An 11009-nucleotide genomic window follows, 5' to 3' on the forward strand; every position below is an offset into this window, starting at 1 on the left:
TCGCGATCCGGCCGATCCGGCCGTTTGCCTGCATGATGAAGTACGGCGCACGCCGGGGCAGGGCCGGCGGGCCGTCAGTGACGGGAGAGGGCTGCGGTGGATCCGCTCGATCGTATCGATGAGTTGATCTCGCTCATCGAGACTGCGCGCGCTATGCCGATGTCGCGCGCCAACTGCGTGGTGGACCGGGGGCAGATGATCGGTCTGCTGCACGAGCTGCGCGACGACATGCCGACCGAGCTGCGCCGGGCCGTGGCGCTGCTCGAGGAGCGCGACAAGATCATGGACGCGGGCCGCCGCGAGGCCGAACGCATCATCGCCGAGGGCGAGGCCGAGCACGCCCGCCTCGTGTCGATCAACGAGATCGTCGTGTCGGCCGAGCACGAGAGCGCCCGCATCGTCGGTGAGGCCCGGGCCGAGGCCCAGCGCCTGCGCGAGGAGGTCGACGACTATGTCGACACCGCCCTGGCCAACTTCGAGCAGCTGCTCACCCGTTCGCTCGCCTCGATCGAACGCGGCCGCGACAAGATGCACGCGCTGCGCGAGATGGGCTCCTACGGGGGCCAGGAGGCCGGCGAGGAACGCCCGCTGCCCTTCTGATTTCACGCAGGCCACGCGCCTCGGGTACGATTTTGCGTCGGCCTCGACATCGGCCGGAGCTTAACGATGCAGCGCGAACAGACGACTCACCTCAACCCACGGTCGCCGCTGGTCCTCGATACCCGGGACCTGCCGCGCCGACCTGGTGCTATGCGGAAAGTCGTGCGGGACGTGCCGGCACCGGAGAGCCTCGGTGTGGAGATGATCGGTGTGCCGGTCGGCGCCACGCTCGACCTCGACCTGCGGATGGAATCCGTCTCGGAGGGGGTGCTCGTCTCGGGCACCGTCACCGGCCCGGTCGAGGGGGAGTGCGGGCGCTGCCTGCGCACGATCAACGACACGGTGTCGGTCACCGTCCAGGAGCTGTACGCCTATCCGCACAGCATCACGGACGAGACCACCGACGAGGATGAGATCGGCCGGGTGCAGGGCGACCTGATCGACCTGGAGCCGGCCGTGCGTGACGCGGTGGTGCTCGCACTGCCGACCAACCCGCTCTGCCGGGACGAATGCCCAGGGCTGTGCCCCGAGTGCGGGGCGCATCTCGACGAAGTACCGGCTGACCACAGCCACCAGCAGGTCGACGCCCGCTGGGCGGCGTTGGCCAAGTTGAAGACCGAGGAGTAATACAGTGGCCGTCCCCAAGCGGAAGATGTCGCGCAGCAACACCCGCTCGCGCCGGGCCCAGTGGAAGGCGACCCCGGTCGCCACCGTTGCGTGCCCCCAGTGCCGTTCGCCGAAGCTGCCTCACGCGGCGTGCACGGTCTGCGGCACGTACAACGGCCGCCAGGTCCTCGAGGTCTGATCCCGGGACAGGGTGACGGACTCCACGCGGCGCCCTGCCGCGCGGATCGCCGTCGACCTCCTCGGCGGGGACGCCGCACCCGCCGTCGTGGTTGACGGCGCTCTACGCGCCTCGGCCGCCGATCCAGACCTTTCGCTGCTCCTCGTCGGACCACCAGAAGTGGCCGACGAGGTCATCAGCGCGCTTCCACCCGACCGGCGCACGCGGGTCCAGGTCGACCCCGTGCGCCGGGTCGTCGGCATGTCCGAGTCGCCGTTCCGCGGGGTGCGCACCGACACCACCGTGCGGGCCGCTGTCGCCGCGCTCGCCGACGGGCGCGTCGACGCCGCGGTCACCGCCGGGGCGAGCGGCGCGGCCGTCACCGCCGCCGTCGTGGGCCTCGGCCGGATGCCCGGCCTGCGCAGGCCCGTTCTCGCGGCGTCGATCCCCGCCCTGACCGGGCCGGTCGTGCTGCTCGACGTCGGCGCGAACGTCGACGTCGCCCCGTCGGATCTGGCGCAGCACGCCGTTCTCGGGGCCATCTACGCGCACCGGGTGCACGGCATCGACGCGCCCTGCGTGGGCCTGCTGTCGATCGGCGCCGAGCCCGGCAAGGGCGACAAGCTGCGCCGCGTCGGCGCCGTCGCGCTCGCCGACACCGCCCTTCCCGCCGGAGCCCGCTGGACCGGCCTGGTCGAGGGGCACGAGGTCACCCTCGGTGGCCACGCGGACGTCGTCGTCACCGACGGCTTCACGGGGAACATCCTGCTCAAAGGCATCGAGGGCGCCTACGCGCTCGCCGCCGGCCATTCCGACAGCGCGGGTCCACCGATCGCGGTCCCGCGCGCCGCCGCCCTTCTCGGGGTGCGCGGCGTCCTCATCGTCTGCCACGGTTCGGCCGCCGGGCCCGACGTGGCGGACGGCATCGCGCTCGCTGCCCGGCTGCATCGCCTCGACGTGACGGACCACCTCGCCGCCGCCGTCGAGCCACCCTTCCACCCACCCGCCGTCGCGGAGGTTCACCCGTGAAGAACCGGCCCCCGGTAGCCCATCTCGAAGCGGCGTTCGGCGTCGCGCTGGATCCCAAGCTGCTCGAACGCGCGCTCACCCACCGCTCCTACGCATACGAGAACGGCGGCCTGCCGACCAACGAGCGGCTGGAGTTCCTGGGCGACGCGGTGCTCGGCGTGGTGATCACGACCGCGCTGTACCACAACCATCCGGACCTGCCGGAGGGTCAGCTCGCGAAGCTGCGCGCCAGCGTGGTCAACATGCGCGCCCTGGCCGATGTGGCCCGTGGGCTGGGCCCCGAGGGCATCGGGCCATACCTGCTGCTCGGCAAGGGCGAGGAGGCCACCGGCGGGCGGGACAAGGCGAGCATCCTGGCCGACACCCTGGAGGCCCTGCTCGGCGCGATCTACCTGCAGTACGACCTGGACATCACCAGCAAGGTGATCCACAAGGTGTTCGACCCGCTGATGAGCGAGGCGGCCGGGCGCGGTGCCGCCCTGGACTGGAAGACCAGCCTGCAGGAGCTGACCGCCGGCCTGACGCTGGGCGTTCCCGAGTACAAGATCGAGGAGGCGGGCCCGGACCACGCCAAGACCTTCACCGCGTGGGTGGTGGTCGCGGGGGAACGCTTCGGCGGCGCCGACGGGCGCAGCAAGAAGGAGGCCGAGCAGCGGGCCGCCGCGACGGCCTGGCGGGAGCTGAACGCCCGCGCGGTGGCCGCGGAGGCGGACCCGGCGCCGGACGACGCGAGCGTGGCCGCAGAGGGTGCCGCCGGCGCCGACGCGGCTCCCGATCAGCCGTGAGCGTTTCCACGGTGCCGCGGCGGTGTCCGGACCACAGCGCGGCTCACGGAAGTCGCCGTCCCGAGGCGGCGCCGCGGACTGAGCGGGTAGCACCGTGACCGAGCTGGACGCCCCGGCGCCGGACGGGCGCCGGGCGGCGTCGTCAGGTACGTCCTTAGGCACGCCCGAGCCGGGCGACCGGGTCGGGACGGAGGACGCGCCGGCGGCGCGTGACGAGGGATCCGCGGAGGCCGGCGACGACCGGCCGGGCCGCGCGAACGACCGCCCGGCGGAGGGGGCGGCCGACGCGCGCGGCACCGATGACCTCGACGACGTCGACGACGGGCACGAGAAAGCCCGGGCGGTGGAGAAGGAGTACCGCAGCCTCTCCTGGCTGGTGATCCCGCTGTCGATCTTCGCCGGCACCCGCATCGTCCAGCTGATGATCGTCGCGTGGATGGCCCCACCCGGTCGGACGGTCCGCTCGCGCCTGCTCATCTGGGACAGCACGTGGTTCCAGCGGGTCGCCGAGGAGGGCTACCCGCACGGCTACGCGTACAACGCCGAGGGCGAGATGGTGGGCAACCACTTCGCGTTCTTCCCCGGGTACCCGACGCTGATCCGGCTGGTGCACGAGGTGTTCGGGGCGGACTACGCCACCGGTGCGCTGATCGTCTCCTGGGTGGCGGCCGCCGTCGCCGCGGTGCTGGTGCACGCGCTGGGCACGGCGATGTACGACCGGCGGGTGGGCATCGCGCTGACCGCGCTGTTCTGCACGCAGCCGATGTCGGTGGTCCTGTCGATGGGCTACTCGGAGGCGCTGTTCGTGGCGCTGGTGGTGGGCGGGCTGCTGGCGGCGTACCGGGAACGGTGGCTGCTGGCCGGGCTGCTCGGCCTGGCGGGCGGGCTGACCCGGGCCACCGGTGCCGCGCTCGGGGTGGCGATCGCGCTGGCCGCCTTGATCCACGTGGTGCGCCGTCGGGAGCAGCGCGGCCGGGCGATCGCCGCCGGGCTGCTGGCGCTGTCGGGCGTGCCCGGCTACGTGGCGTTCGTGGGCTGGCGGGTGGGCGACCTGAACGCCTGGTTCACCATTCAGACGGCCGGTTGGGGCACCACGTTCGACTACGGGTACTCGGTCTTCTACTTCGTGCGCGACGCCCTGCGCGACGGCGACGGCTGGATCCAGGTCAGCGTGGCGTTCCTGGTGATCGGCGTGGTGGTGTCGGCGTTCCTGGCGATCCGGATGGGCGTGTGGCCGCCGCTGCTGGTGTACGGGCTGATCGCGCTCACGCTCGTTCTGGGGCAGGCGGGGTACTACCATTCCAAGCCGCGCCTGCTGGTGCCCGTTCTGGTGACGCTCGTGCCGCCCGCCGTGGCGCTCGGCCGGGCCAAGCCCCGCACCGCGGCCGGGGTGCTCGTCGCGGTCGGCCTTTTCGGGATGTGGTACGGGTCGTGCCTGATCACCATCTGGCGGTACGCCATCTAGAGGGGGAGAGAACCGTGCCGGAGCTGCCCGAGGTCGAGACGGTCCGCGCCGGGCTGGACCGCTTCGTGACCGGCCGCACGATCGAGTCCGTGGAGGTGCTGCACCCCCGGGCGATCCGCCGGCACGTCGCGGGTGCGCAGGACTTCGCCGATCAGCTCAAGGGCCGGACGATCACGGGCACGCGCCGCCGCGGCAAGTATCTGTGGCTGCCGCTCGACGACGACGCGGCGATCATCGGGCACCTGGGCATGTCGGGCCAGCTGCTGGTGCAGCCTGCGGAGGCGCCGGACGAGACGCACCTGCGGGTGCGGTTCACCTTCGACGACGGCGGGCCGCAGGTGCGGTTCGTGGACCAGCGCACGTTCGGCGGGCTGTCGGTGTCGCCGGGCGGTGCCGAACTGCCCGACGAGTTGGCGCACATCGCGCGGGACCCGATGGATCCGCTGTTCGTGGACGAGGAGTTCGTGGCGGCGCTGCGGCGCAGAAGGACCGACGTCAAGCGGGCACTGCTCGACCAGACGCTGATCTCCGGCGTGGGGAACATCTACGCCGACGAGGCCCTGTGGCGCGCGGGCCTGCACGGCAACCGGCCGACCGAGAAGATCACCCGTCCGGCCGCGCGGCGCCTCCTCGGGCACGTGCGCGACGTCCTCAACGAGGCCCTGGGCCAGGGCGGAACGTCGTTCGACGCGCTCTACGTCAACGTCAACGGCGAGAGCGGGTACTTCGACCGGTCCCTGAACGTGTACGGACGGTCGGGTGAGCCGTGCCGCCGGTGTGCCGCATTGGTACGCCGGGAGGCATTCATGAACCGATCATCCTATTCGTGCCCGAAGTGCCAACCGGCCCCACGACAGACGCGGGTCCGTTCCGTAGGGTAGCCATCCGTGAACGTTCTGAAGCGGAACAACGTGACAGTCAGCGGCCGGCCGGACGGGCAACCGATGGTCTTCGCCCACGGCTTCGGCTGCGACCAGAACATGTGGCGCTTCGTCCATCCGGCGTTCGCCGACGACCATCGGATCGTGCTCTACGACCACGTCGGCTACGGGGGCTCCGACGTGACGGCGTTCTCGGTGCAGCGGTACGCCTCGCTCGACGACTACGCCACCGACCTCCTGGAGATCGTCGAGGCGTTGGACCTGCGCGACGTGGTCTTCGTGGGGCACTCGGTCGCCGCGATGATCGGGGTGCTGGCCGCGCAGCGGGCGCCGGAGCGGTTCGCGCGGCTGGTGCTGATCGGCCCGTCGCCGCGGTACCTCAACGACCCGGAGGCGGGTTACGTCGGCGGCTTCGAACGGGCCGGCATCGACGAGTTGCTGGACTCCCTGGAGAGCAACTACCTGGGCTGGTCCGCCGTCATGGCCCCGGTGATTATGGGCAACCCCGACCGGCCGGAACTGAGCGAGGAGCTGACGAACAGCTTCTGCCGCACGGATCCGGAGGTGGCCCGCCAGTTCGCGAAGATCACGTTCCTGTCGGACAACCGGGCCGACCTGTCCAAGGTGCAGACCCGGTCGCTGGTGCTGCAGTGCTCCTCGGACGTGATCGCGCCGGTGTCGGTCGGCGAGTTCGTGCACGCCCACCTGCCCGACAGCGAACTGGTGATCTTGCAGGCGACCGGACACTGCCCCAATCTGAGCGCTCCGGGGGAGACGGTGGCGGCGATGAAGGCGTTCCTGGGTAAGCCGTAGCGCATGGAGGAGCAGCAGTGAGCAGCGAGGACCGCAGCTTGCGAGGACCGCTGTCGCGAACCGCTGAAACAGACGTCTCGCACCTGCTGGAGGAGCGCGCCGAGGATCTCTACGAGCGCGCTCCGTGCGGCTATCTCTCCACCCGCTGGGACGGCGTGATCATCAAGATCAACGGAACGCTGCTCGACTGGCTCGGCTACACCCGCGACGAACTCGTCGGCCTGCGCACCTTCGCCGAACTGCTCAACATCGGCGGCCGGATCTACTACGAGACCCACCTCGGGCCGCTGCTGGTCATGCAGGGCTCGGCCCGCGAGATCGCCGTCGAGATGGTGCGGCGCGACGGCACGCGCATGCCGGCCCTGGTGAACGCGGTGATGATCACCGACGACGCGGGCGGCCGGGTGATCCGCACGACCGTGTTCGACGCGACCACCCGGCGCCGGTACGAGCGGGAGCTGCTCACCGCGCGGCAGGCCGCCGAGCGTTCGCGGGGACGGGTGGCGCTGCTCCAGCAGATGGTCGCCGAGCTGGCCGCCGCGCCGACCTCGGCCGACCTGGCGCGAATCCTGGTGCGGGCGGCGCGGGGGGCGTTCAACGCCGACGGCAGCCTGCTGTGGCTCCGCGAGGACTCCGGCGACCTGGTGATCTTCGGCGAGGCCGACGGGGTGGTCCCCGAGGTGCTGCGGCGCATACCGCTGGACGCGAAGGCGCCGCAGGCCGACGTGGTGCGCACCGACGACCTGCTGGCGATGACCGCCGACGAGGCGGCGCGGGACTATCCCGAGCTGGCCGCCGGGCTGGAGCGCAAGGGCGAGTCGTTCGCGTTCGTGCCGCTGAGCGCGGACGGCACGGTGTTCGGGGTGCTCGGGTGCGCGTTCGGCGCGGTGGATCCGCTGACCCGGGGCGATCTCGCGCTGCTGCGCACCCTCGGCCACCAGGCCGGCCAGGCGGTCGCCCGGGCCCGGCTCTACGAGACCGAGCGGCGGCTGCGGCGCCGGGCCGAGACCCTCCAACGGATCACCGCCGTGCTCGCCGAGCTGACCGACACCGAGACGATGATCGACGCCGCCGTGCGCGAGCTGATCGGGACCCCCGACGCCGATCGGGTGTCTTTCGATCGAACGGCCTCCGGTCGAACGGCCGAAGCGTCGCACCCGGATCACGGGGCAGTGCTGCCGCTCACGGCCGGCAAGCGGCACCTCGGCACGCTCGTGGTGGAGACGGATCCGCCGCGCCGGCTCGACGACGCGGCCCGGCTGTTCCTGACGCAGTACGCCGCCCAGTGCGCGCAGGCGCTCGAACGCGCACGCCTCGCCGAGGAGTCCGCCGAGAGCCGTCGACGCCGCGACTTCGTCGCGGTGCTGGGCCGGCAGATGGACGAGCCGTCCGGCCTGCGGGGGAGGGCCGCGGTGCTGGCCCGTGGCACGGCGCCGGCCCTGGCCGAGTGGGCCACCGTGGAGCTGCTCGGTGAGGAGTCGACCGAACGGGTCGGCGTCTCCGGCGACGTTCCCGAGAATGCGCTCACCCAGGAGGAACTGGCGACGGGCGGCGCGGTCCGCGCGGTCGCCGACCCCGACGGCGGCGTGACGAAGGTGATCCTGCGGCTGCGGGCGCGGGGACGCACGAGCGGCGTGCTGGTCCTGGGCCTGGTGCCGCCGCGTCCGCTGCCGGACGGGTGGCTCGGCTTCCTCGCCGACGTGGCCGACGTGGCCGGCCTCGCCCTGGAGAACGGCCGCCTCTACGACCAGGAACGCCAGAACGCGCACATCCTCCAGCAGGGCCTGCTCGCCGGCCAGGCGCCCCGCGACCCGCGCCTGCGCGTCGTCACCCACTACCGGCCGGCGACAGACGAGGCCGAGGTCGGCGGCGACTGGTACGACTCGTTCCTGATCGGGACGGACACGGTCGCGGTGGTCGTCGGCGACGTCGTGGGCCGGGGGATCCGCGCGGCCAGCGCGATGGGCCAGGTGCGCAGCGCGATCCGGGCCCTGGCGGCGGCCGGGCACGGCCCGGCGGCGCTGCTGACCAGGCTCGACCGCTTCGTGGACCGGTTCGAGGCGGGCCGGATGGCGACGGTCGCCTACGCCGAGCTGGAGCTGGCCACCGGCCGTCTGGTGTACGCCTGCGCCGGGCACCTGCCCCCGCTGCTGGTCGACGGCGACGGTGGGCACCGCTTCCTGTGGGGCGGCCGGTCCGCGCCGCTGGCCGCGTTCGCGGGGCTCACCGACCGGGGCCAGGACGAGGTGCTCCTCGCGCCGGGCTGCCGCCTCCTGCTGTACACCGACGGCCTGGTCGAACGCCGTGACCGCCCGCTGGAGCACGCCATGGAGCAGCTCGCGGAGCTGGTGGTGGCGCGCCGGCGGGCACCGCTGGACGGCCTGCTGCCCGGCCTGGTGAACGACCTCGCCGGACGGCACCCCGACGACGTGTGCCTGCTCGGCGTCGCCTACGGGCCGGAGCGGGAGTTCGCCCGGGAGGTGCCGGCCGACGTCAAACAGCTCGCCCCCCTCCGGAACGACTTCGACGGCTGGCTGGGCGGGATGCCGCTGTCGTCGACGGACCGGGACGCGTGGCTGCTGGTGTGCTCGGAGACCGTCACCAACGCCATCGAGCACGGCTACCTGGGCGACGGCCGGGGCGTGGTGAGCGTGCTGGCCCGGCGGGTCGCCGACGCCCTGGAACTGATCGTGCGCGACCGCGGCACCTGGCGCGAACCCGTGGCGAATCCCGGCCGCGGCCGGGGGTTGGACCTGGTCAAGAGGCTCATGGACCGGGTGGAGATCGAACGGCTGGCCGGCACGACGGTGACCATGAGCCGCCGCCTGAATCCGAGGAGGGCGACATGACCGCTGGAGCGGAGCTTCCGGTGCAGGTGGTGCCGGTGCCCGGCGGCTGCGTGGTCCGGTTGGAGGGCGACGTGGACGTGGCGGTCGCGTCGGCGCTGGAGAGCGACATCCGCCGGCGGGTCGGTGCGCCCGACGGCGTCGTGCTGGATCTCACGGCGGTGTCGTTCCTGGACAGCGCCGGCATCCGCCTGGTCGACTCGCTGGTCGGCCACTACGAACGCCAGGGCGTCACGGTGCGGGTCGTGGCGCCGCCCGGGGGTTCGGCGCGCTTCGCGCTGGAGATCTCCGTGTTCCGGCCGGATCTGCTGGCCGACGACGTGCCGCCGGCCCTGGCGGCGCTCAGCCCTTGATCATTCGGCCACGTCGATGGTCCAGTACGTGGTGCCGTCGGGGCTGATCACCAGGCCGACGCCGACGTTCTCCGCGTCGCAGTCGAGCAGGAACTTGCGGTCGGACGAGCGGTTGAGCAGGGCGTTGAGCACGTCCCGCGCGCCCCGGCCGCCCTGAACGACGCTCTCGCCCAGCGGCTGGCCGTTGAACCGTTCGGCGCGCATCCGGTCGGACGGGCTGCTGCCGTCGGAGCCGGTCTGGCTCACGTTGCCGGTCTGGGCCATGTCGAGGCTGTGCTTCTGGGCGGCGGTGTGCAGCTTGCCGTCGTGGCGGACGCCGTCGCAGCGGTTGCGGCGGCGTTCCTGGTTGAGCAGCGTCACGACGGCGGACTCCTGGCCCCGGTCGGTGCGGAACCGCCCGCTGACCGACGGCCGGGCGCTGGCGGTGACGCTCGCGCTCGGCTGGGGCTCCGGGCTCGGCAGCGGCTCCTCGGTGGGCGGCGGCACCTCGGTGGGCCCGTCGCTGGCGACCGGTGCCGCGCCGGAGGAGGAGGGGTTGTCGCTCGACAGCAGGGAGTAACCGGCCGCGGCCACCCCGAACGAGAAGAGCAGCATGGAGACGATCGCGGCGATGCCGAGCGGGCCGAGCCGATCGACGAGACCGCGCCAGCCCGTCTCGGTGCCGCCCAGGGCGCGTCGGGTGCCCGGTCGGTAGGGCACCGGTCCGATCTCCTGGTCCGGGTAGCCCATCGAGGGCGGATAGCTCGCAGATTCGTACCGCGACACAGTCAGTCTCCGAGTCCGTGAATCTCCGAAATACCTGAGAGTTTGCCCAGAAGTCTGCCGACGGTACGCTACGCGGCCGCGAAGGCCCAGCAAAGGCCGAAGCACACGATCAGGTTGAGAACAACCTGAAGGACGCCTTAGGTCACTCCAAGTAGTGAATCTCCACGCTACGTGAGCGTTAACGGCGTGATTTTGTCAACGTCGTGCGCCATGACTGTGTCTGGCGCTTGACGAAGCCGGCACGGTCGACGGACTATAGGAACGTCGCCAAGTCGCGCCCACTTTCATGTCTGAGCATGTGTCCAGGTGCGGGATTATCTGGACAGGGTTGCGTCACGCTGGGCGCGCGTTGGCCGCGGGACGGTCGCGCAATACAAGGAGACGATATGGCGAAGGCCCTCTACGGCCACGTCGGCAGTGCGCCGGACCGGCGTCTGCTCGACGAGGTCACCAACCTGCGTGCCAAGGTACGGGCGCTGGAGATCGAGGTAGCTCGACTCCGTGCGGAAAACGACCGGTTTGCCGCCGCGGCGGAATCGGAGCTGCTCCGGCTGCCCGAGCCGGCAATGGCCTGACCTTCACTCAGGTCGCGCAGATCAGACCACAGATTTACAACTGAATCAACGTTCCACCGCCGAACAGACACAACTCGCGCGCCGTATCGCCCCCGCCGGGCGCACGGCGCGCT

12 protein-coding genes are annotated in these 11009 nt (G+C 71.9%); 11 read left to right on the forward strand and 1 reads right to left on the reverse strand.

Annotated elements, in window-relative coordinates:
- Positions 1 to 96 precede the first annotated feature (96 nt).
- The 10 genes from Val02_RS13200 to Val02_RS13245 all read left to right on the forward strand — a co-directional run bounded on the left by Val02_RS13200 (position 97) and on the right by Val02_RS13245 (position 9556).
- Complete coding sequence (locus tag Val02_RS13200) at positions 97 to 600, forward strand: ATP synthase subunit B family protein (RefSeq protein WP_203899307.1); 504 nt, start codon at positions 97 to 99, stop codon at positions 598 to 600.
- Between the two features lie 66 nt (positions 601 to 666).
- Positions 667 to 1227, forward strand: a complete 561-nt coding sequence (locus tag Val02_RS13205; protein WP_203899308.1) for a YceD family protein — start codon at positions 667 to 669, stop codon at positions 1225 to 1227.
- A 4-nt stretch (positions 1228 to 1231) separates the two neighbouring features.
- On the forward strand, positions 1232 to 1405 hold the full coding sequence (gene rpmF / locus Val02_RS13210; protein WP_203899309.1) for a 50S ribosomal protein L32: 174 nt from the start codon (positions 1232 to 1234) through the stop codon (positions 1403 to 1405).
- A gap of 12 nt (positions 1406 to 1417) precedes the next feature.
- On the forward strand, positions 1418 to 2413 hold the full coding sequence (locus Val02_RS13215; RefSeq protein WP_203899310.1) for a phosphate acyltransferase PlsX: 996 nt from the start codon (positions 1418 to 1420) through the stop codon (positions 2411 to 2413).
- Positions 2410 to 3198, forward strand: coding sequence for a ribonuclease III (gene rnc, locus Val02_RS13220; RefSeq protein WP_203899311.1), 789 nt, complete (start codon positions 2410 to 2412; stop codon positions 3196 to 3198). Before Val02_RS13215 ends, rnc begins: the two co-directional genes overlap by 4 nt.
- A 94-nt stretch (positions 3199 to 3292) precedes the next feature.
- Positions 3293 to 4663: a mannosyltransferase family protein gene (locus tag Val02_RS13225; RefSeq protein WP_203899312.1), complete on the forward strand. Its 1371-nt coding sequence runs from the start codon at positions 3293 to 3295 to the stop codon at positions 4661 to 4663.
- Between the two features lie 14 nt (positions 4664 to 4677).
- The gene (mutM, locus tag Val02_RS13230) at positions 4678 to 5544 is read left to right on the forward strand and encodes a bifunctional DNA-formamidopyrimidine glycosylase/DNA-(apurinic or apyrimidinic site) lyase (RefSeq protein WP_203899313.1); all 867 of its coding nucleotides are present in this window, start codon (positions 4678 to 4680) and stop codon (positions 5542 to 5544) included.
- A 6-nt stretch (positions 5545 to 5550) separates the two neighbouring features.
- Positions 5551 to 6357: an alpha/beta fold hydrolase gene (locus Val02_RS13235; protein ID WP_203899314.1), complete on the forward strand. Its 807-nt coding sequence runs from the start codon at positions 5551 to 5553 to the stop codon at positions 6355 to 6357.
- A 17-nt stretch (positions 6358 to 6374) separates the two neighbouring features.
- The gene (locus Val02_RS13240) at positions 6375 to 9206 is read left to right on the forward strand and encodes a SpoIIE family protein phosphatase (protein WP_203899315.1); all 2832 of its coding nucleotides are present in this window, start codon (positions 6375 to 6377) and stop codon (positions 9204 to 9206) included.
- Positions 9203 to 9556, forward strand: a complete 354-nt coding sequence (locus Val02_RS13245; protein WP_203899316.1) for an STAS domain-containing protein — start codon at positions 9203 to 9205, stop codon at positions 9554 to 9556. The genes Val02_RS13240 and Val02_RS13245 overlap by 4 nt, the downstream gene beginning before the upstream one ends.
- On the opposite strand, the gene Val02_RS13250 is transcribed toward Val02_RS13245, so the two are convergent.
- Positions 9557 to 10285, reverse strand: coding sequence for a CAP domain-containing protein (locus tag Val02_RS13250; RefSeq protein WP_203899317.1), 729 nt, complete (start codon positions 10283 to 10285; stop codon positions 9557 to 9559).
- Between the two features lie 422 nt (positions 10286 to 10707).
- Between Val02_RS13250 and Val02_RS13255 the strand changes: the two genes are divergently transcribed.
- Positions 10708 to 10896 carry a hypothetical protein gene (locus Val02_RS13255; protein ID WP_203899318.1) on the forward strand — a complete coding sequence of 63 codons (189 nt, stop codon included), beginning with the start codon at positions 10708 to 10710 and terminating at the stop codon, positions 10894 to 10896.
- The last annotated feature ends 113 nt before the right edge of the window (positions 10897 to 11009 follow it).

The sequence above is a fragment of the Virgisporangium aliadipatigenens genome, from assembly GCF_016863615.1.
Lineage (GTDB): Bacteria > Actinomycetota > Actinomycetes > Mycobacteriales > Micromonosporaceae > Virgisporangium > Virgisporangium aliadipatigenens.

Excerpts from the sequence above, each read along its gene's own strand:
- Val02_RS13245 (WP_203899316.1), top strand. The coding sequence starts at position 9,203 with ATGACCGCTGGAGCGGAGCTTCCGGTGCAGGTGGTGCCGGTGCCCGGC.
- Val02_RS13205 (WP_203899308.1), top strand. The coding sequence starts at position 667 with ATGCAGCGCGAACAGACGACTCACCTCAACCCACGGTCGCCGCTGGTC.
- Val02_RS13255 (WP_203899318.1), top strand. The coding sequence starts at position 10,708 with ATGGCGAAGGCCCTCTACGGCCACGTCGGCAGTGCGCCGGACCGGCGT.
- Val02_RS13250 (WP_203899317.1), bottom strand. The coding sequence starts at position 10,285 with ATGGGCTACCCGGACCAGGAGATCGGACCGGTGCCCTACCGACCGGGC.